The sequence below is a fragment of the Acidobacteriota bacterium genome, assembly GCA_016196035.1.
Lineage (GTDB): Bacteria > Acidobacteriota > Blastocatellia > RBC074 > RBC074 > JACPYM01.
This window is the reverse complement of sequence record JACPYM010000059.1, coordinates 80,769-102,801: the sequence shown is the minus strand read 5'-3', so window position 1 is coordinate 102,801 and position 22,033 is coordinate 80,769. Positions and strand designations below refer to the sequence as shown.

Sequence of the window (22,033 nt, the reverse complement as noted above, 5' to 3'; positions counted from 1 at the left end):
AGCTTAAATCTGGGCCAGCAAATAGAATTTGCCGGTCGGTTGCGGCGAGCCGCCGCGCGGTTCAAGCGTCACAGCCGTCGCCGCCAGTTTCTCGGCGACGCCGCCCGGCAACGACAAGCGCAATTCGGCCCGCCCTTGCGTATCGGGGCGAAAGACGGCGGCGCTCAGTTTGGCGTCTTTGGTCACGTACCAAAGCTGATAGTCCATGGCCAGCGGCGCGTCGGGCAGATTGAATACCTGCATCACCCATTCGTGGCGTGTCGTATCCCAAAACACTTTGGCGCTGGCCTGGGGTGCTTCCTGGCCTTTTAACGCGAGGACGCGCGTGGTGGGCGCTTGCATCTGTTCGATGGTCTGTTGCGCGCTCTGCAAGCGCTGCGCAAGCTGAGCGCGTTCGTTCTTGAGCTGGCGGTTCTGCCAAAAAAACAGCGCGCTCGCTGCCGCCAATATCAATGAAGCCGCGACTGCCAGCCACTGCGAAAAATTTTGCGACCAGGAGCGTTCAGCGCGCGCGCGCAGCTTGAATTCCAAGACCTGGCCGCCTGTGACTGTTGCGGGACGGCTCGACGCCAGCATTCCCTCATTAATTCGTCCGAGCAATTGGCCTTTTAAGGCGGGCCGCACGGCGGGCGACAGCAAAGCGAAGGGCAAGAGCGCGGCTACTTCGCGAAACTCCGCCGCCTCGCGCTGCTCTTCCAGCGAGGCTTGGCGCAGATAGCGTTCCACTTCGCCCGCCGTGACGGCATCGAGCGCGCCGAGCGCGTGCAAAGGGACTAATTCTTTTGCCTCCATTTGCGTCATCACAAATCCTTCTCCCCACTCAATTTAACTATTTTTTTCTGCCGCGATTCCGACCGCCGCCACCGGCGCGACTAGAGACAACTGCCTAGCTCGCTTTTAACTACGGGAAGTTGCGGGATTTCAGATGTCATTCCGGCCAGGATTTTCGCGCGGCCATTTTGCGCAACCCTAGAGACTATTTGGCGTTGGTCAGCACTGCCTGCCAAGTGAACAAGCGGCCTTGTTTGGCAGCAGCAGCGGCCTCGGCGCGTTGACGTGTACTGAAGGCCGCAAAGCCGCCACGCATTGGCGTTTGGAATTTATCGGAGTTGACGTAAAACGCGGACTCGGCGTTGAGCCATTGTTTCGTTTCGTAATCCATCACGAAAAAGGCCGCGCTTTCGGCGCGTTGTTGCGGGTGACTTTTCAGATAACGCGCCAGACAGCCGAGGTCATCGAATTTAACGGCCTCGCCATCTTTGGTCAGGTATTGCGCGGCGAATTGCTTTTCTGAAATCGCCATCTTGCAATCGGTGCACATATCTTCAGGCGACAGGGCGGCGGGTTCCAGTTTGTGGCTTTGGCAAGCCGCGAGCAGCCAGAGGGCTGCGGCAAAAAGAATGACGCAGTGTTTTCTCTCAAACGGTCTCGGCATAATTCACACGTGTGTTGCTGATTCCTCGATGTAGCGCAGATAGATGTCTTCCAGCGAAAGCTCTTCAGTGGCAAAGCGCTCGACGTGCCCGCCGTTGTTTTCGAGCGCCCGCAAAATCTCCAACCGGTCTTCCGGGCGCGAAACAATCAGCAAGGATTCGCCTTCAACCAAAACTTCGCTCGCGCCTGCCGTCAGCGCGGCCGTTTGCAAGGATGGCTGCGGCGCGCGCAAGACGACGCGCATGCGGCTGCTGCGCATCAGCCCTTCGCGCAAAGCGGTGATGGATTCGATGGCGACCAGTTTGCCGCCCACCAGAATCGCCACGCGGTCGGCCAGTTGTTCGACATCGGCCAGCACGTGCGAAGTGAACACAATCGTCTTGCCTTCTGCTTTGAGCGCTTGCAGAAAGGCGCGGAAGCGTAGCGCGCCTTCGGGATCAAGACTCACCGTCGGCTCATCCAGCAACAGCACGGGCGCATCGGGCAGGCAGGCGACGGCGAGGCCCAGGCGTTGCACCATGCCGCCCGAAAACTTGCCGACCGGTTTGTCGGTGAAGCCGTTGAAGTGGAAGCGTTCGCCGCTGAGGATTGTGTCTACGCGTTGCGGCGCGAGCTGGCGCAGATCAGCATAAAATTGCAGCACTTCGCGCGCCGTCAAGCCGTCGGGGAACGCGACGCGCTGCGGCAAGTAACTGAATAACCGCCGCGCCTGATGCGGGTCTTTCCAAACATCGAGTTGGTTGATCTGGATTTGTCCCGCCGTCGGTTCGAGCAAGCCCACGATGCATTTCAACGTGGTGGTTTTGCCGCTGCCATTCGGCCCGAGCAGCGCAAAGGTTTCGCCCGGTTTGATCTCAAACGAGACATCGTTGACGGCAACGTGTTCGCCAAACCGGCGGGTCAGATGGTTTACGTGAATACTCATTTCAGGCTCCTGCCTTGGCGCCGCGCGGCTGGCGATGTTTCCACATGACAAACAACGCTCCACTGGCGCTAAGCAATGAGCAGAGACTCAGCAGCCATTGCGTCGCGCGACGTGGCGCGGTTTGCAGCGGCACCACTTCCAACGGGAACTGCAACTTGACGGCCTGCATCAACGGCGCGGTATCGGCTTCGTTTGCGCCTTTGAGAATCGGGAAGCTCTGTTCAGCCGCAGCCAACGCCTGCGCGGCGGGGCTGTTCAGGTAAAGCCGCAAGCGCGGATAGTTGCCTTCGAGGTATTCAAAAACGTTTTGCACCTTGTGCGGCACATCGCCGATGCCGTTGCCGTCCAGGTCGTAACCGGCGTAATCGCTCCAATAATTGCCCTGCCCGTTGACCTGCCAAACAGCGTTGGTGCGTTTGCCGACGACCTGCAATGGACTGAGATTTTCGACGAAGTTATTCGCGGCAAACAGCGTTTGATCGGCGTTGCTGAACATTTGCAAGGCCAGATCATTCTCGGCGATCACGTTGCGGCGAAAGCTGCTCTTACGCAGGGCCTCGATAAAAATGCCCGTCGCGTTATCAATGATGAAATTCTCTTCGGCCACGATCTCGTCACAATCCTGAAAGAGAATGCCGAATGAACTGAAGCCGCGATTGTGTGCGAAGGCATTGCGTCGCAGCGTGATGCGCCGCGAATACATAATCGCCGCGCCCGCCACGTTGTGTTCAAACAGATTGTCCTCAAACCGATTGTCGTCCGAGTTCATGTAATGCAGGCCGTAGCGCACGTCGCGCACACGGTTATGCCGCACCAGCGTGCCCGAACAAGCCTGGATGTACAGCCCATCGCGCGCATCACCGATGGTGTTGTCTTCGATGATGTTGTCGGGCGAATCCCAGAGGTGCAGCGCCGCGCCACGTTCGCCCAATTCAAGTTCGCGCCGCCCGCGCACCGTATTGCCGCGCAGCGTGTTGCGGCTGGCGTGGTATAGGTAAATGCCGTAAAGCACATCGCGCAATTCGTTCGCTTCGATCAGATTGTCATCCGCTTTGAGCAGCAGGCCGGAATCTTCGGCGGTCAGATCACCGCCGCTGTGTTCGATAACGAACCCGCGCACGGTGCAATGATCAGCCGTGATGATTACGACGCTGCCCTGGCCTGTACCGTGCAACACGGGTTTGCCAATGCCAACCAAGGTCAGCGGTTTGTCGAGCCGGAATTGTCCGGTGTAAGTGCCGGGTTGAACTTGCACAATATCGCCGGGCTGAGCGGCAATAAGGGCGTCAGTCAAAGCTTGAAAGCGCGCGGGCGGCAGGCCAACCGTGAAGGTGTCGGCCCGCACTGCCAACGCGCTCAGTGTTCCCAGCAAAACCAGCCCGATGACATTGCGCCACATCACGCCGCCTCGTTCGTCTGCTTGCGCGACAGAAAGATGGCCGCCAGCAACAACACGGCAAACGACACCAGCGCAAACGACGCGACGCCCGGATAGCTCGACACCGTAAAGTTGCCGACGACTTGCGTCCCCAGCAGCGGCGGGGTGAACGGCGGCACCTTGATCGCCGCCGTCGGATCAAGATGGTGTCCATACGCATAGAGCTTGTTGTAAAAGCCCCAGAACGAGAACAGCCCGAAATAGGTGAAGATCACAAAGACATCCACCAGCCCGGCCATCTTGCCGATGACCAGAGCGCGCAACGCCAGCACGCCCAGCACCCCGATGACAAAGGGAATCCAGACGAATTCGCCGAAATCGCTTTCCAACAGCGGACGCATACCGATGTAATGATTGAGCGAGTTGATCTCGCGCAAATCATCGCGGTTCGGCGTCATGCCGCCTTTGAGTTGATAGGCGTAAATGTTGAGCGTCAGTCCGTCGAGATACTGATTCGACTTGAAGGTCATATTCCACAAGGGGAACAGAAAGACCGGCGTCAACAGCACTACACCCACCAGAATCAGCACGCGGCTGCGCAGCGTGAGCGGCAGTTCAAAAAAATGGTTCGCGTTGTCGAGCCAGCTTTTCATCACAGACCTCAGACCTCAGACTTCAGACCTCAGACCTCAGACTTCAGACTTCAGACCTACGATCTCAATTCGCCTGTGGCCGCCGATCCAAGACAGGTCTGAGGTCTGTGGTCTGAAGTCTGAGGTCTGAGGTCTCCTCACTACTTCACCAACAAATAGCCCTGCATCTCTTGATGCAACGCCGAGCAGAAGTTGGTGCAATAGTAGGCGAAAACACCCGGTTTATCGGCCACGAACTTGATCGTCTTGGTCTCGCCGGGGTCTATCACCACGTTGATGTTGTAATCGAGCAGCCCAAAGCCATGCAGCTCATCGGTGGTCTGTTCGATGTTGGTGATGTGAATCGTCACTGTGTCACCTTTGTTGACCTCGATCTTGTTGGGCTCGAAGCTGCTGCGCACCGCGACCAGCTTGACCGTGACGTTGTTGCCGCTGCGCACCACGCTGGCGTCCTTCACGTCCCAGATCGCGTTCGGGTTCTTGTTGCTTTCTTTGGGATAAACCTCGAAGGGTTTCAGCTTGTCGGCCTTGATCATCTGGGCGTAATGCGGTTCGGGTTCGGTGAAGGCGTCGTAGAGCAGCTTCATCTTTTCGCCGCCGATGTTGATGAGTTGCGAGCATTCCGGCTGCGAGGGGCCGACGTTCAGGTGGCGTCCGTGCGAAAGCTTATTGAGCGCGACCAGATATTTGCCAGCGGGATGAACTGTGTCGCCTTCCGCCGCGCAGAGGTGGCCGATGTTGTACGTAACTGGAATCTTGTCGAGCACTTCCCACGTGCCAAGCTTCCATTTCGCCACGGCGCTCTCGACAAAGAGGCTGGTATACGCATTGCCCTCATTGTCGAATTGCGTATGCAGCGGGCCGAGGCCGACGTTGACTTCGGCGTCTTTGACCTTGTCGTAATTCAGCACCGGGATGCCGTCTTCGTTGCCGGTGAAATCTTTGTTCTGAATCGTGGTCAGCATCTTCTCGACGTTGAACGCCGTCGTGATGGATTGCAGCTTGCCGCTGCCGATGAAGTATTTGCCATCGGGCGTGACATCCACGCCGTGCGGCGATTTGCTGCACGGCACGAAATAAACGATGCCCGGCACTTCTTTGGGATCAAGCACCGGCACGCCGCTGATCATTTTGGCTTTGCCTGCGGCGACGGCTTTCTCAGCTTCTTTCCAATTCACCGCTGCAATGTAGTCGCGGTCTTTTTGTGTCGAAGTCACTTCGAGCTTGCCGGTCGCGCGTTCTGAGTTGTAGCACGTCCAGAAGGCCCAGCCCTCGCTCGGCCCTTTGCCCGCGTCGCCTAAATCAAAATTGAAGGGCGGCATCAGGATTTGAAAACCGACGCTCATCTCGCCCGAGGTCGGATCAATTTTTACGCCCGCCACGACCCCGTGGTATTTCGTCGCATAACTTTCAATCGGTTCGACGGTCCCTTTCGGCAACGGCACCGAGAAGCGCGAGGCCGCCAACACGTATTCCGTATTAGGCGTCACGAACGAACCGCCGTGATAGCCGGAGATATTCGGCATCGGCCCCAGGATCTGTTTGGTTTTGAAATCGCGCAGGTCAATGCGCGCCAGCCGATTGTTGGCGTTGTCATTCACGAAGAGCCAACGCCCGTCGTAATCGCCCTTGGTCTCGCTGATGGCCGGGTGGTGCACGTCGCCCCATGTGAACCCGCCCAGCATCTTCTTCGACTCTTCGTCAAAGCCATACCCCGTCGCCGGGTAAGGCGCAAACACGGGAATCGTCGAGATGTGCCGCATCGAAGGCACGCCCGCAACATAGACGTTGCCCGAATGGCCGCCCGAATAGAACAGGTAATATTCATCGGTGTCGCCCGGCGCGACATAAGTGGCCGCAGCAGCTTCCGCAGTGCCGCCCAATTCAGCAGTGCTTGGTTGCTTGCCGCAACTGGTCAAAGCAAAGCCGAGCAGCGCGACGCAGACCGCTCCTGCGCCGAGCCATTTCATTTTCTTGCGATCAAGTTTTGTTGTTTGTAATTCCATGGTGGTTCCTCCCCAAATGGGAACGGTGGTTGATGGTCAAGCTTCAACCCGTGAGCGGCGCGGAGTTGCAGCCTTTCCCTGGGTACGCACGCATCCTTGCGTGCTATGAAAGAAGCGGCGCAGCCTTCCTTTTCCCTAAATCGCGTGCGACCCAATTGAATTTATTCGGAACGCTGCGCGACTTTTTTACAGCACGCTGGGAAGCGTGCGAACCCAGGTTATTTCTTCGCTACCGGTGACGGCGAGGCCGCAGGCGTGGGCGCAGCGTTCGGCTTCGCGCCCTCCTGCTTGCGTTGATAAGCGATCTTCAAACGTTCGACCGCCTCGCGTTTCTCGTCGTCAGTCAAATGAATCTGTGTCGCCAACACCACGGCCATCGTACCGTTGGGCGCTTTCAAAAAATCTTCCAGCGTGCGGCCAAAGCGGCTCTGCACGTCCGTTACAGCCTCGGACAAATCCGGCCCGATCTTGGCCGAATTCTCAATACCCAGCGAATCCACGGAATGGCAGATAAAGCAGCCCTTCTTGACGAAGAAAGCGCCTTCGCCTTCGAGCATGCGTTTCTCTTTGGCGATCTCTTCCGCCGTCGGCACATCCTTGGGCGTCGCGCCGGGGATGTAGCGCGTCGGCACCGTCGCGCGTTTCCAACTCATGACAAGCAAGGACAACGCCTGCGCCTGCCGCGTAGAGAAATTGAAATCGGGCATGACCGTATCCGGCGTCATCGCTTTCGGTTTTTGCAAATGTGCGACATGCCAGGCGAACGCTGTTTTCACCCCCGACACGTGACCGTAATCGTATTGCTCCGGCGCTTTGTCGCCGACGTTGGTGAGGTCGGGGCCGATGGTGCCGCCGCGTCCGTTGATGGTGTGGCAGGCGCGGCAGTTTTTTTCCTGCACGATTTGCTTGGCTTCGTTGATGTAATCGGCGCCTTTGGTTTCGCGTTCATAGCGATGACAGGAATTGCAATTGACCTGCATCAGCGCTTTCTTGTCTTTGACCAGATAGGTGTCGCTGACTTTTTTGCCGAGCAGCGGCTCTTCCCAATGTTCGACCTGCCCGTGCGCGCCGGCGAGATCAGTGGCATAACCTTGCCCGCCGTGACAGGCCGTGCAGCCGAATTGATTCAGCGGATGCGCTTTCAGAATTTCGGTGGGGTGCGAACGAAACGGTTGCGCGGCGCTTTCCAGGCCTTTCCATTCCATGCCCTGATGACAGGTCGTGCAACGGTCTACGCGGTCGAGGTCTTTCACCCAAATCTGATGCAGGCCGCTGGGCACCGCCGCCGCGCGCGCCGCGCCGAATTTCTTGGCGACCAGCGCGCGGAAATCGCTCTGATAGCCGCTCCATTCAGGCAGCACGTTGTCCCAGAAAATGAACCCCGTCACGGCCAGCATCACCACACCGAGCAGGTAAATTTTGATGGCGTCTTTGCTGAACACTAAAACCTCCGATCTTGGGGGCTGGGGTCTAGGGACTGGGGGCTGGGGCTTGAATTCACTGGCCCCTGGCCCCCCTGCCCCCCATCTTCAAAACTTACGCGGCATCACCGGCCAGCTTTGCCACGGCCAATACCAATTCCAATACGGCCCGCGCAGATACGTGCCGATGATGGTGAAGAGCAAAATCCCCGCGACCACCAGCAAGAAAATCAAATTCTGCTTGCGGCGCTCCGGCGCAAACCACACGCCCACCGAGCGCACCGAACTCTTGTCGAAGTAGGGCCACGCGATGGCCGCCGCGACCAACAAGCCTGGAATAATGATGCCGCCGATCAACGCGCCATTGATGGTGTAACCACCCACGGTAAAGGTGGTGATCGTGACCAGTTCTTGCAACCAGAGAAAGTACCAAGGCGCTTTGGCCGGATTTGGCGTGACGGCAGGGTTGGCGGCGGCTTCGAGCGGCGCATGGAAGAGCAGTGTCAACACCGAAGAGAGCGCGAGCGTCACCATCGTCACCAACGCCAAACGCCGCGTCAGCGTGGGCGATGACGGCACCGTGTGCTGGACTTCATCCACCAGCGAAGTCTCAACGTGCACGGACGCGCCGCTCGCAATGCCCAGCAGCGAATAGGTCTTGCTCTTGCTCGGCACGACCTTTTCGCGCTTTTGGTCGAGCGCCTGTTTGTCTACGCAAGCCAAGCCGCCGTCTTTGCGCACGCGCCACATGTGATACGAGAACAACGCCAGCACCAGCAGCGGCAGGAAGAAACAATGCAGCACGTAAAAACGAATCAGCGTGCCTTGCTCGATCGTGTTGCCGCCCAGCAAAATGAAGCGCATTGCCTCGCCCACGACGGGCGCGGCGCTGGCGATATTCGTGCCGACGGTGATCGCCCAATAGGCCAGTTGATCCCACGGCAATAGATAACCGGTGAATGAGAGCAGCAACGTCGCCAACAACAGCACGACGCCAATCACCCAGTTCAACGGACGGTTCTGCTGCGTCGCCGTGCCGTTCTTGTACGCGCCGGTCAGGAAGACGCGCACCATATGCACAAACACAAACGCCACCATCAGGTGCGCGCCGATGCGATGCAGCCCGCGCAGGAACCAGCCGAACGAGACGGTGAATTCCAAATCCTTGACCGACAAATAGGCACGTTCGACCGACGGCACGTACAGAAACATCAGCACGCCGCCCGTGATCGTCAGGATCAGAAAGAGCACCGCCGACACCGTACCGAGCCAGAACGAGTAGCCCCACGACAGGCTTTCGCGCGCGACCTTGGCCGGAAACCAATGCAGCAAAAAGTTGCGCACGATGGAATCCCCGGCTTCGCGCTCGCTCGCGGGCTGCCACGTCCACGTGATCTTTTCCCAAGTTGATTTTCTCGCTGCCATAATTTTTAGGGGTTAGAGGCCAGGGGCTAGGGGCTAGCGACAGTGGCTTAATTCCAGCCCCTAGTCCCTAGCCGCTAGTCCCCGGCTACACTGTCAAGCGAAAGTCCTGCCCGACCTTCTGCTCCATATCCACGATCAATTGCCCGTCCTCTGCCGCCAGTTCGAGTTTGAAATAATCGAGCGGGCGCGGCGCGGGGCCGGCGTAATTCGTCCCGTCGCCGTAATACTTCGAGCCGTGGCAAGGGCAATGAAATTCGTATTGCTCCTCGAATTCGCGCTGGCGCGTCTTGACCTTCTTCGGCTGGTTGAGCTTCTCCATTTTGACCGTGCAGCCCAGATGCGTGCAGCTTGCCGAGATGGCGTAAAACGTCTTGCCTTGCCGAAACACAAACAGGCGTTTGTCTTCGAGGAATTTGCCGCCTTCGCCGAATTGATCGGGTGTGCCGACCTTGAAGCGTTGCGGCGCTTCGTACAGCACATTCGGTTTGAGCGAGCGCAGGAAGGCGTAGGCCTGCCCAGCGAGCGCCAGCAGCGTCGCGCCGAACCCGAGCCGCGTGAGAAAGGAGCGCCGCGTGGGCCGGCTGGCGGCTTCGCCTTCGCCCAGAACTTCCTGCTTGAGGCGCTCCAGCCGCTGTTGCTCGGTTTCTGTCTTCGCTCTCAAATTTGAAATTCGCGCGTTAAGCCACGACTGCTTGCTCTTCATAGTAGAAGACCTCCATCGTCATCGCGTCCGTCGGGCAGCGCAGCGCGCACAAACCACAACGGATGCACTTGTCATCGTCTTTGATCATTGCTGATAAGGGTTGCCCCAACTCGACCGTGATGCCCGAATCAGCCACGATGCGTTCCTTCGTCGGTTCATCCAGATCAAGCTCATCCAGCGGCACCAGCTTCAAACAGTATTCCGGGCACACGTCCACACAGCGGTTGCACAGCACGCATTTCGCCGGGTCATAGATGGTTTGGATGTGACACGACAAACAGCGTTCAGCCTGCTCACGCGCCTGCGCTTCGTTGTAGCCGGTCTCGACTTCCGAGATGCCGGTGCGGCGGTCGAGCGCGATGGTCGGCGGGGTATGCCGCGCCAGTTGCTCATACTCTTCCGGCATCGTATAGGTGCGATTGGGCAGTCGTTCGACCGTCAGGTTGAAAACCGTGTGCGTCTCGGCGCTGTGCAAGTAATCGTCAATCGAGAGCGCCGCGCGTTTGCCGTTCGCCACGGCTTCGATCAAGTTGCGCGGGCCAAACGCCACGTCGCCGCCCGCGAAGAGGCCGGGCGCACTCGTCGCTAGCGTCGCGCGCTCCACCTTGATCGTGCCTTGCGGCGTAAGCTCGACGCCGTCGGCGGGTTTGATGAACGAGAGATCGGCTTGCTGGCCGATGGCGAGAATCACCGAATCGGCTTCCAGCGTTTCGCTAAAGTCTTCGTCGAATTGCGGACTGAAGCGGCCCTGTTCGTCATAGGTGCGTTTGACGCCTTTGAATTCCGCTGCCTGCACGCGGCCATTGCGGCTGACGAAGCGGCGCGCGCTGCGTTGCGGATGAAAGACGATGCCTTCGCGGTGCGCCTCTTCAAACTCTTCCTTGCCCTGCGTCGTGCGCATCACCGGCAATTCGTCAAAGGATTCCAAACTGACCATATGTACTTCGGTCGCACCTGCTCTGACGGCGGCGCGCGCAGCGTCGAGGGCGGTTTTCAATTCACCTGCGCCTTCATCCTGTTCACCTCCTGCCTCCAACCCTGCGCGCAACGCCAGCCGCGCGGCGTCAAAGGCGACGAAGCCGCCGCCGATGACGAGCACCTTCTTGCCCAACTGCATGCGGTAACCGTTGTTGATGTTGATCAGGTAATCCACGGCTTTGATGACGCCGTCGAGTTCGGCCCCTTCGATATTGAGGTCGCGGCCTTTTTGCACGCCGACGCTGAGGAAGACGGCGACGTAGCCATCCGCTTTCAATTCCTGCAACCCGAACTCAGCCGTCAGCGGCGTGCCGTAGCGAATCTCGACGCCGAGCTGTTCGATCTTGTCTATCTCTTTGGCAATGACGGCGCGCGGCAAGCGGAATTCGGGAATGCCATGAAACATCATCCCGCCCGCTTGTTCGGTGGCTTCAAAAATCGTCACGCGATAACCCATCAACGCCAGATCGTGCGCGCAAGCCAGCCCGGCAGGCCCCGCGCCGATGACGGCGACTTTTTGCCCGCGCGGCGTCTGGCGGCGATTGGCTTGCAAGATCGGCAAATGCCCGCGCACCTTGTTGCCCAAATCGCCGTGGCCCACGCGCAATTGATCCTGCGTATCGGGCGCGAGCGATTCGACGCCGTAACGTTCGGTGACGAAGCGCTTCAACGCGCGAATGCTGACGGGCGCGTCTATCTTGCCGCGTCGGCAACGGTCTTCACACGGCGCGGCACAGATGCGCCCGCACACCGAAGCCAACGGATTGGGCGAACGCGCGACGAAATAGGCGTCTTCAAATTTGCCCTGCGCGATCAGTTGCACATAGCGGCCCGCATCGGTATTGACCGGGCACGCCGCCTGGCAAGGCACCATAGCTTTCCAAAATTCAATGTCGGGAAGGATGGTCTTGTACTTGAAGTCGCTCATAGCGCCAGCCTCAAACCGCCCAATTTCGGGCTACCTGGATTGCGTAAATTCGGCTCGGCTCGCACTGACTTCCGCGAGTGGGTCGAAGGGAACTGACCGGATTGTTGGTCTTGGTCAAAGCGTAAATTACGCGGGTGGGCGGCGGTTGGCAGTGACTTAAGTCATCGGTGCGAAATTTATTTGCATTTCCTGGGGGCGCAGGCGTCCCGCCTGCAAATAAGAAAAGCGCGCAGCATCCTTACCCTTTTCGTCAAGATAAGGATGCTACGCGGCTTTGTTTGACGGCAGGCGGGATGCCTGCGCTCCCAGGTTAGGGCAGCGGTCGCGCCACGATGCGAAAGCCCAAATCGTGATGCGTGATCTCAGGCCGAAACGAGTCGCGATAGGCCACACCCAGCAAGGCGATGCTCGCGCTATACCACGAACCGCCACGCGCCACGCGCTCTTCACCGCCTTCGAGGCGGTTGCGCTCTTCATCGAGGTAAAGATGTTCGCGATTAAAGGGGTTGGTGATCGAACTCGTCCACTCGACGACATTGCCGCCGAGGTGAAAAATGCCGAAGCGGTTTGGTAGATAAAGCGCGGGCGTTTCGGCTGCTCCGACGACTGTGACGGGCGCGTCGGGGTTCTTCCTCCAATTGTAAAGCTGTACCTCTTGATCGCTGAGCGTCTGGCTAAGCGCAAAATCAAAACCATCTGGCCCGCGTGCAGCCTTTTCCCATTCGGCTTCTGAAGGCAGCGCGTAAAGCCATTTCCGTTCGCCAAAGCGACTGGTCAGCCAGCGGCAATAGGCTTGCGCCTCGAACCACGTTACCCCCGTCACCGGCTGATCGGGTTGGCCGAAGCGTTCGAATTCCGCCGCAACCGATTTGAGCAAGGCGCTGCTTTGCGAAGTATTCGCGGCCTTCCATACGCGCCCGGCTTCCGTCCACTGCGCATCGTCAGCGTAGCCCTGCGGAGCGCGTAGAAACTCGGTGTATTCGGCATTGCTCACTTCAAACTTGCCGATGAAAAAGCCTGGCAGCCAGACATAATGCGGCTCGCGCGGGTTTTGCCGGTCGCCCAACAGGAAGCTGCCATTCGGGATGAACGCCCAGCCGTGTTGCCCGTTGGCTGCGCTTGGCGGTTCCATCTCATTCAGCGAACGAATTGTGATGATGAATGCACCTTCGGCATCGGGGCCGCGCCGATAACCGATGAGAGGAATAGGATAAAAAACTTCGCGGTGGGGGAAGTTGGCTTTCAGAAAGTGATTGCCCCCTGACAGCCAGCGGCGCGCGCCGTCGAAATCATTGAGCAGTTGCGCCTCGGCCAAGTTACGGCCCGCTTTGAACAACTGCACCGGCACGCGCGCCAGATTGGTCACCATCAACTCGGTTTCGCTACGCTCGAAATGGCCGCGTTCGGTGCGTTCGCGCGCGAGATGCCGCACTAGCAATCCGCCGCCCGCGACGAGGAGCGGGACGAAGAGGATTGCCAGGATGCTATGCCAACGCTTCATTGTTATTTACCCGCGATTCCATGAGGGCAAATCGGCTAGGCGCAGCCTTTGGAGTGCGTGCGGCACCGGCTGCCGCTTCAGAGCGGTTTTCACTACGGTGTACGGGAAAACCGCGCAGCGGGACAGTACCGCGCGCGTGAGCAAGCGGCGCTTTGGCAATTCAGCCAAGGGGGCAAGCTTGACGCGCCACTTGCTCACGCGCGCGGTACTGTCCCAATGTCAACTGACTCCCGTAAACGCAACTGCAAACCGCTCTAGTATTTCCTTGATGTATGAACGATCAAAGAGATGCCAAAGCGGCAGCCGGTGCCGCACGCGCTCCAAAGACGCGGCGCATCAAAACATCAGCGTTAAATATCCTGCCGTTGCAGCAAACGCCGCGCGGCCAGAAACGGCACGACTGTCCAAACAACCAAGCCCCCGATCAATAAGGACAGGCTCGCCGTTTCACCACCCAAAAACCTGGTGAGCGCCGCGCCCGCCGCGCCAAAGACTTCCTTCCCATCCAGCACCATCAGGCTGGCGACGCGCACCATGTCCACCGGATTGCCAAACAGCGAGGCGAAGATAAATTGATTGGCCGCGTGTTCTTTCAGCAAAAACGTCACGCCGATCACCAGCAGGTCATAAAACAAAACGAAGAAGAACCAGAGGAACATCACCACGCCGAACGCCTTGGTCTTGCGCTGGCACAACGACGACACCAGCGCCGCCAGCGTCAGAAAGACCAAGGCCAGCAGCAACGACAACGCGACGAACACCGGATAGCGCAGCAACCCTTGCGTGCCCGCTTTCGACGCGATGATGAAACCCGCCAGCCCGAAACCGATTAGCGTTGCCGTCAGAATCGAAGCGAACAACCCAGCCAGTTTCCCCAACAGGATTTCGGTGCGCGTGACGGGTTGGGCAAAGAGCATCTCGCTCAGGCTTTTCTCGCTGGTAAAACTGAGCGTGCCCATCGTCAACGCGACGAGGGGCACGATATACAACACCAGATTGAGCAAGCTGGCCGAGGTGCGCGCGAAGCTCTGAAAGCCAATCGCACCCGCCGTCAACATCCCGAAATAGGAAATGGTGAGCACCAAGCCGCCGAAGACACAGGCGAAAATTAACGTCCATTTGTTGCGGATGTTGATGACCAGCTCTTGCCGCGCGATGGTGCGAACGGCGTTGATGTCCATAGTTACCTCGATTCCGCTGTCTGGCGTTCAATGCCCCAGACAGCGGAACGCTTGCGTCATGCTTTGCAATTCAGGTGCGAGTTGCGCTTCGAGTTCGACCGCGCGCGGGAAATGCAAATTGTTTTCCAAATGAATGTGCTGATGCAGGTCGGCTTCGAGTTCGGGCAGAGCCTGATACAACGCGCGGAAACTTGGGCAAGCATCGGCAGGCACGACATAATCGCCCGCCGTCTGGCGCAATGCCTTGAGCAAGTCGCCCGCCGTGTCGTGTTCGCGCATCATCATCCGCACCGGCTGATTGACTGTGCCGAAAAAGGCTGGCGGCGCGGGCTGGCCTGCCTGCGCGGCTTCTTCCAAGCGCGCCACATACGGGAAAAGCACCTGCTCTTCTTTCAGCATGTGCGGCAACAATTCTTCCTTCAGTTGCAAAAACAGTTCTTGCAAGCGCGCCAATTCAGGGTGGCGGCTGCCGTGCGCGGCATAGACTTTGGCCGCGAGTTTTTCCAGCCGGGCTAATTCCTGCCGCGTGAAGACGTGATGCGTGTCCACGATGAATTGCTGCAACGCGGTCAGCGTCGCGCCGCGCCAATCGCGCGGCGCGCCGGCCAGTTGCTGCCATTCGGCGGCTTCGGCCAGCGAATCGAGCACGCGGTCGAGCGGCACGTGGCGTTGCGCGCACGCTGCGGCGAGCGTCTGCTGTCCGCCGCAACAATAATCAATGCCGAATTGCTCAAAGACGCGCGGCGCGCTGGGCAGATGCACGGCCAGTTGTCCGACGGTTTCCTGTGTATTGATCTGCATAAATGCCTCCTGCAAGTGATTCACCAAGAAGTATTGAGATAGTTTGACGATGCGTGCAGTGTAGGCGGCAGGGCACGGCTTGGCAGTGACTTAAGTCATCGGGCGGGAATTTTCTGGCAGGTTTGTGATTGAAGGTTTGAAACGAGTGCAAGTACAGAACCGGGAGCGCGATACCGCGCACGGTCATAGATTGAGCTTTTCAGCCAGGACTTTTTTGAGATTACGGAACAGACGGAAATAACGGAACACACGGAAAAGAAAACCTGAAAGACTTCTGTCTGTTCCGTTATTTCCGTCAGTTCCGTAATCTCTCTTCTGCCCTCCGAAAAAGCTCAACCTATGCCCGTGTATGGTATAGCGACCGGGTAAACGCTAAAAGAAAGGGTAGTGGCTCAATGGGGAGAGAGCCACGCCGCAGATCAACGCCGACCAACGCAGACCAATTCAATTGGTTAATAGGTCTGATCCGCGTTTTCCAGCGTTGATCTGCGGCCAGACCTCTCCTCTTTGAGCCACTACCAAAGAAAGAACTCTCGACCACACCCAGTCGCTAGCGCTCCCGGTTCTGCACCAAGCTTGATTGCTCTGATTTAGCGCTTGGAATTAGGGCTTGCCCTTACAGCCCGGCATTCTGAATGCACCGATGCGGGTGGAGTAATTCGTTTCGCCTTGCTTGAGATAATCGCCGACGTACCAGACGGTGCAATCGTCGCTGGGGTCAACGGCGGTTTGCGTGTAATCCTCCCAGCGCATGACATTCTGCGCCGCCGCGCCTTCGACCAGGACCGTTTCGCGCAGCGTCAGTTGTCCCGGCGGATCATTGGCACGCCGCCCGGCAAAGCGCTGCCCGGCAAAATTGGGCGTGCCGCCGAAGGAATACCCAATGCCGAGATTGCCGAAGCGATCCAGGGCCGGGCTGGCCATCCAACGGAAAAACCCAGCGGGCGCGTAGGTGCCCTGTTGATGCAGCTTCACGCTACGGTCTTTGTTCACGCGGAATTCATACCAACGCACGCCGCCGCCACCCGCCGCAGTGTTGACCGAATGCACCGCGACCACCGATTCGCGGCTGCCGATGCGGCGATAGACCAGCCGCGCCATCAGCTTGTCGCCTTGCGCATCCAGCCGCCGCTCGGTGCCGGGTTGCGGCACGCAATTGGTCAATTGTCCGTCGCAGAGGTAGTGATAGGGCGCGACCGCGATTTTCTCAGGCCCGCTCAGTTTGGTGTTGGCGGGATTTTGCCAATCCACTTTGAACTTCCAGAAATAGATGCCGTCGTCTTCAAAGACCTTTTTCAACTGCGTGCCGCCCGCCGCCAGCACGATGTTGGGCGCGCCCTTGGGCGGCAACGCCTGGCCGTCGAGATCGGCGTTGTTCAGAAAGTTCACGCCATCCACGATGACGCATTGCTCGCGCGCGGGTTCGCCTTTGAGCATCTTGTCGCGTTCGGCCACGCAGGTGTGTTTTTGAATCACATCATCGCCCGTGCTGGTCGGTGTGTAATAGCCATCGGGCCAAACCGCCGGGCGCGGATAATCGGGAAAGAGCGGGCGCAGGAATTCGTAGCGATAATACGAACCCAGCGGATCGGAACTGGTGCTGACCGCATAGCACATCGAATAGACGCCCTTTTGTTCGGGCGGACGTTGGCCCGCCTGCCCACGCGGTTGCGGCGGCTGTTCGACTTGCCGTGGCGGCACAAACAGCGGCGCGGCTGCGCCCGGTTGATTGGGCTGTCCGGGCACGCTCAACGTTGGCTCGCCCGCGCGCGGCGGTTCGGGTTGGTCGGGCCGCGGCGCGCCACGCCGAAAGGTGGGCATCACGATCAGCCAGCGACCAGCCAATTGATCGTACCGCACCACGGTGTCGCCGTTATTCATCGCTTCGCACGCGCCGCCGAAGCCTTTGAAGACGGTGTTGTTCGGCACTGGGCCGTAAAGCACCTTGCCTTGCATGTCGAAAACGGCCATCCGTGTGTTGACCGTTTGCATGATGTGCTGCGGCCCAACGGCCAGACTGTTGTCCGAAGGATTGCGCAACGTGGCGGTGCCTTGCGGCCCGTTAAAACCCACGCCCAGGCCGTCAAAGCTGGCAGCAATGGTGGCGGCAGGCAAAGCGCCTGGTGTGGTTTGTTCGACTTTGGCTGCGCCGGGTGGAACGGTGATCGCGGGTGGCGTGATGGGTGCCGGAGGATTCTGTTGTGCGTTCCCCGTGAAGTGAGCAGCGCCGAAATGAGCAAGGGCCGCGCCAAGGGCAAGGGTCAATGCAATTGCGATGGCTTTCGGCCAAGGTCGGGTCGGGTTCATGCAAGGTCCTCGTGAACAGCCTGGGTACGCAGCGCTTCCAGCGTGCAGATTTGGCGAGAGACGGATGAAGGCCGCAGGGATTTCCTTTCAGCCGCAGCCGGTCTTATGCCAAGCCTGCACGCTGGAAGCGGTGCGTACCCAGGTAGAGCTACCAATCCAAACTCGCGCGGAACTGCATCGTGCGGTTGCCTTGATTTCTGGTACCGGCCGCCGGCGCGGTGATCTGACCAAACGTCGTCGCCGTCGGGCTGGTATTCCCGATTTCAAAGTAGGGGTGATTCAGGAAGTTCAAGGCCACCAGCCGCAACGTCAAGCGCCAACGTTCGGTAAAGCGCACCTCTTTATTGATGCTCATGTCGAAGGTGTAGAGGTTGTTGTTGCGCAGGTACACAAACCCCGCGTATTGCCCCGGCGTGGAAGCGGGCGCATACAACGACGAATTCACCACGCTGGTGCTGGCGGTGGCGGTTTGCGTGATCGTGGCGATGCTCGCAATGTCGGAGATCAGCGCCGTGGAGGAGAAGCCGCCTTTCACCTTGCTCAGCGCCTTCTGCAATTGCTCCGGCGTGAAGCCGCCGCCGAACACCACGCCCGCTTGCGTCAGGTTGTTGACCGTGTTGCGCCCGCCATTGAGCAAGACCGGATCGCCGGAAGCAATGGTCTCACGTCCGCCAATCGTCCAGCCGCCCACGGCGCGATCCAGCCAGGCGTTGTTGCTCAGGAAGCGCCGCCCCTTGCCGAACGGCAGGTCATACGACCAATAGGCGTTGAACACGTGCCGCCGGTCAAACGGCGACGGGCCGTAATTGAGCCGGGCATTGCGGTAGGTGTACCACGTGTAACCAGCAGCCTGATCGGTTTCGTTCTGGATGTCGCCCAGCGCGTGGCTCCAAACATAATTGCCGCCCAGCAACAGGCCGTGGCTGTATTGCTGCTTCACGTCAACTTGCAGTGCGTTGTAGTTGTTGTCGCCGTTCGAGTCCTGATAGGTCAGGCTGCTCAGGTACGGATTGGCCTGGAATAGGTTGATCGGATAGGCGCCCGCCACATTGAACCCGGCGGTAACGCAGGAAGCGACTTTATTGCCGACCAGCCGACAGAAATTCGTCGGGCTGGTCGCCAGCGATTGCGCGAGCGTGCCCGCCACGCCTTGATTCAAATTCTGAATGAAAGTCGCATTCCCGAAGCCTTGCGCGGCAGTCAGCGCAGCCTGATTGCCCAGCGCGCCAAACGCGGCCTGAAGGATCGGTAGCGCCGCCTGCCCCGCCAGATTGTTGTTGGCAAAAGTCTGCCCGCGCCCGTTGGCAATGTTGATGTCGAGGTTCTTCTTGGCCTGCACGAATTCATTCAGGAAGCCATTCTCGAAGATGTTGACCTCCTGAATGTTCTGGCGGTGCCACATATGCGTGGACTTGTTGCCGACGTAGCGCAGTTCAAGCACGGTGCTTTTCGTGAGTTGGCGTTGAATGCCCAGGCTCCAGTTTTGCACGTAAGGCGACCGCAATTCCGGGTTGATGTAATTGCCCGGGACTGGCGCTGAAAATGAATTTTGCGCAATCGGGAAGCCGAACTTCGCCGGGAAGACCGGAATCGCCGGCGCGGGGCTGCGCAATTCGAGCGAGCCGGGCGTAAAGTTGACGCCGTTGGTCGCCGTGCCGGTTTGCGTCAGACCGCGTCCGCCCGACAGCGAATTGGAAATCGAGTTCAGCCCTTCGTTGTAAAAGGTGATCGAGTACGCACCGCGAATGACCGACTTACGCTCGCCCAATACCTTGCCGAGCCAGCCGTTCTCAAAGGCCGGGTTCCAGGCAAAGCCGAAATTCGGCGCGGGGTTCATGTAATCGCGTTTGTAGGGGTGAATCACCTGCTCGAATTGCGGATTCTGATTGCTGCTCAGCACGCCCGGTTGGAACAAGCCCGTGGATGGCCCATAGAAATTCGACCCGCTCGGTTGCGAGAGCAAGTCGTTGCCGCTGTGAACGTCGCCGTCGAATTGCCAGCGCAACCCGTAATTCAACGTCAGTGACGGGCGCATACGGAAGCTGTCTTGGAAGTAAAGCCCGAAAGTAGTGAAGGCATAACGCTGCATACTCTCGCTAAACGGGCGGTATTCTTTGGTCTTCTCATCCGCGTTCGTCGCGACCGAGACACTGGTGATGCGGCCCGTCAGCAAGGCGTAGAGATTCAGCGCGTTGGCGATGTCGTTGTTGTTGGTGTTGACGTTGGTCAGCGCATTGCGCAACACGTTGTTGATCGGGTCGGCGGTAACGACGCCAAAGTTATATTGCGGCACGCCCGCCGTGCCCCAGGTGTGCGAATAGAACGTCGTGTGCAACCAGGTGCCGCCCATCGTCAGCGTGTGCCGCCCCTTGACCCAGTTCAGATTGTCGGTGAATTGATAGACAGGATTGTTGCGCACATCGGTATTCACGTTGGGGATGTAAAGGCCGACCAACGGCGTGTTGATGATGCGGTTGTTGTATTCGGCAAAGCGTTTCGGATCGGCGTCAATAAAGAAGTATTCGTTCGTGCCCTGGATGCCGAGGTTGGCGTTGTTGGTGATGTTCGGTCTGATCGTCCAATCCACGGCATTGGTGGCGATATAAGGCGTCGCCGAAGAGTGACTGTTGATGCCCGCCGGGCCGACGAAATCATAGGGGCTGCCGGGATACGGCACCGAGCCTTTGGTGAAATCGCTGTGGCGCAAATTCCACGTGCCGTGCCAGCCGACGGACGGCTTGATTTGGAAATCCACGCGCGCCGTGGGGAAAGCCTGCATCGTCGTGAGCGCTTGATCCCAGAGCATGTTTTGCATGAACTTCGTCGAGACGCCGGAGATGGCCTGGAAACCTGAAGCACCCGATTGCGAACTGTTGATCTTGCCCAGGATGCCCATCATCGTGGGATCAACCGTGCCGGTGTGACCCGCCACGCGCGCGATGTCCAGCAAGTTCACGGTGCGCTCCTGGCCGTCGGTGCCCAGATAGGTGAAGTTGCCCTGCTGCGCCGCCGTCGTCAGCACCGGCGTCGAATAGGTCTGGGTGAAGGGTTGCGGCTGGGCTTCGTAATAGGCAAAGAAAAACAGCTTGTTCTTGAGCCGCTTCGAAAACGGCACCAACGGGCCGCCGATAGCGCCGACCGGATTATGCTGGCGCGCTTTGTTACGCGGCAGGCTTGCCATATTACGGAAAAAGGTATTGGCGTTGAGCGCTTCGTTGATGCCCTGATACAGAATCTTGCCGTGATATTGCTCGGTGCCGCGCCGCGTCGTCATGCGAATCTGCATCGCGCCCTCGCCGCCCGCATCCGCGCCGAGGCCCGTCGTCGAAACACTGACTTCCTCGATGGCGTCAATGCGCGCCGGGGCGAAGGCGAAAAAGCTGGTGCCACCGCTCTTGAAGCGCTGCGAATTGTTATTCATGCCGTCGAGCGTGATGTTGAGCGAGGCGTTGGGCAACCCGTTAAAGGTGCTGTTGCGGTCGCTGGTGCTGCGCGAACTGCCCGCGATTAGCACGGCGAAATTCAAGCTGTCGCGCCCGGCGTAGGGCAGATTCTGGACGAGCTTGTTGTTGATCGTGCTGCCGACTTCGGCGGTGGTGGTGTTGAGTTGTTCGGCGCTGGCGGCGATTTGGACGGTATCGGTGGCCGCGCCGACATTCAAATCCACCGAGATGTTGGTGGTGCGGCCCGATTCCACCACGACCGCCGCAATCACCGAATTTTGAAAGCCAGTGGCGGTGACGGCGATTTTATAAGAGCCGAACTGCAAGGCCGGAAAGATGAACCCGCCGTCACTGGAAGTCACGGTGGTTTGCTCAACCCCGGTGGCGTTATCGGTGGCTTTGACCGTGGCATTGGGCACCACCGCGCCGTTGGGGTCGCGCACGATGCCACGAATGCCTGTCGTCGTGATTTGCGCAAACGTGGTGAGCGAGAGCACCGTCAAAACAACGGCGTGAACGATTGCTATAGCAACAAGTCTGACCGGCAGTTGTAGTTTCATCTTGTTCTCCAAATTCTTGCTGTTATTTCAGGTGGCCGCCTCTGATCTCTGGCGAAAATCTCTGGTCACAAAACTCCACGACCGCACTGCTGCAAAACAAAAACCCGCACAGACCAAGGCGTATTCCGCTTGCTTCACATTTCGGCATTGCTTCCCGACAGCACTTTCGCAAAAAACCTGAAGGTGTGGGGCAGTTTTTTTTACCCGCAGCGGGTTTGCGAGTAATTTGCAGGACGGGTAAAGCACCCGCGTTCCATATTGCTTAAGCCCTGTCCAAATTTATTGCCATGGGAAAATCGTGCGAACGGTGACTGCGACTGTAGATAGCGGAAGATGGCACGCCCGTCTTGAACGTTTAGGCGGGCGGTTGTACCGGCTTAAGAACACGT

The 22,033-nt window shown here is 58.7% G+C and carries 15 protein-coding genes; all 15 read right to left on the bottom strand.

Annotated features, from left to right (window positions below; translation table 11 throughout):
- Positions 1 to 3 precede the first annotated feature (3 nt).
- The 15 genes from HY011_18070 to HY011_18000 all read right to left on the bottom strand — a co-directional run bounded on the left by HY011_18070 (position 4) and on the right by HY011_18000 (position 21,644).
- On the bottom strand, positions 4 to 801 hold the full coding sequence (locus tag HY011_18070) for an anti-sigma factor (protein ID MBI3424846.1): 798 nt from the start codon (positions 799 to 801) through the stop codon (positions 4 to 6).
- 175 nt (positions 802 to 976) lie between these two features.
- Entirely contained in the window at positions 977 to 1,435 is a 459-nt protein-coding gene (locus tag HY011_18065; GenBank protein MBI3424845.1) for a nitrous oxide reductase accessory protein NosL, read from the bottom strand.
- Between the two features lie 3 nt (positions 1,436 to 1,438).
- A complete protein-coding gene (locus HY011_18060; GenBank protein MBI3424844.1) occupies positions 1,439 to 2,359 on the bottom strand; it encodes an ABC transporter ATP-binding protein in 921 nt (306 codons plus the stop codon).
- Position 2,360: 1 nt separating this feature from the next.
- Positions 2,361 to 3,758, bottom strand: a complete 1,398-nt coding sequence (locus HY011_18055) for a nitrous oxide reductase family maturation protein NosD (protein ID MBI3424843.1) — start codon at positions 3,756 to 3,758, stop codon at positions 2,361 to 2,363.
- Complete coding sequence (locus HY011_18050; GenBank protein ID MBI3424842.1) at positions 3,758 to 4,390, bottom strand: hypothetical protein; 633 nt, start codon at positions 4,388 to 4,390, stop codon at positions 3,758 to 3,760. The genes HY011_18055 and HY011_18050 overlap by 1 nt, the downstream gene beginning before the upstream one ends.
- Before the next feature lie 140 nt (positions 4,391 to 4,530).
- Positions 4,531 to 6,360, bottom strand: a complete 1,830-nt coding sequence (nosZ, locus tag HY011_18045; GenBank protein ID MBI3424841.1) for a Sec-dependent nitrous-oxide reductase — start codon at positions 6,358 to 6,360, stop codon at positions 4,531 to 4,533.
- A 254-nt stretch (positions 6,361 to 6,614) separates the two neighbouring features.
- The gene (locus tag HY011_18040) at positions 6,615 to 7,793 is read right to left on the bottom strand and encodes a c-type cytochrome (GenBank protein ID MBI3424840.1); all 1,179 of its coding nucleotides are present in this window, start codon (positions 7,791 to 7,793) and stop codon (positions 6,615 to 6,617) included.
- A 132-nt stretch (positions 7,794 to 7,925) separates the two neighbouring features.
- The gene (locus tag HY011_18035) at positions 7,926 to 9,242 is read right to left on the bottom strand and encodes a cytochrome b N-terminal domain-containing protein (GenBank protein ID MBI3424839.1); all 1,317 of its coding nucleotides are present in this window, start codon (positions 9,240 to 9,242) and stop codon (positions 7,926 to 7,928) included.
- An 85-nt stretch (positions 9,243 to 9,327) separates the two neighbouring features.
- Positions 9,328 to 9,945 (bottom strand): ubiquinol-cytochrome c reductase iron-sulfur subunit, encoded by a 618-nt coding sequence (locus HY011_18030; GenBank protein ID MBI3424838.1) that lies wholly within the window; start codon positions 9,943 to 9,945, stop codon positions 9,328 to 9,330.
- Positions 9,920 to 11,851 carry an FAD-dependent oxidoreductase gene (locus HY011_18025; protein ID MBI3424837.1) on the bottom strand — a complete coding sequence of 644 codons (1,932 nt, stop codon included), beginning with the start codon at positions 11,849 to 11,851 and terminating at the stop codon, positions 9,920 to 9,922. The genes HY011_18030 and HY011_18025 overlap by 26 nt, the downstream gene beginning before the upstream one ends.
- Before the next feature lie 310 nt (positions 11,852 to 12,161).
- Positions 12,162 to 13,352 (bottom strand): SUMF1/EgtB/PvdO family nonheme iron enzyme, encoded by a 1,191-nt coding sequence (locus tag HY011_18020; GenBank protein ID MBI3424836.1) that lies wholly within the window; start codon positions 13,350 to 13,352, stop codon positions 12,162 to 12,164.
- Between the two features lie 350 nt (positions 13,353 to 13,702).
- Entirely contained in the window at positions 13,703 to 14,533 is an 831-nt protein-coding gene (locus tag HY011_18015; protein MBI3424835.1) for an ABC transporter permease subunit, read from the bottom strand.
- A 27-nt stretch (positions 14,534 to 14,560) separates the two neighbouring features.
- A complete protein-coding gene (gene ric / locus HY011_18010; GenBank protein MBI3424834.1) occupies positions 14,561 to 15,334 on the bottom strand; it encodes an iron-sulfur cluster repair di-iron protein in 774 nt (257 codons plus the stop codon).
- A gap of 603 nt (positions 15,335 to 15,937) precedes the next feature.
- Positions 15,938 to 17,641, bottom strand: coding sequence for a hypothetical protein (locus tag HY011_18005; GenBank protein MBI3424833.1), 1,704 nt, complete (start codon positions 17,639 to 17,641; stop codon positions 15,938 to 15,940).
- A gap of 148 nt (positions 17,642 to 17,789) precedes the next feature.
- A complete protein-coding gene (locus tag HY011_18000; GenBank protein MBI3424832.1) occupies positions 17,790 to 21,644 on the bottom strand; it encodes a carboxypeptidase regulatory-like domain-containing protein in 3,855 nt (1,284 codons plus the stop codon).
- Positions 21,645 to 22,033: the final 389 nt, after the last annotated feature.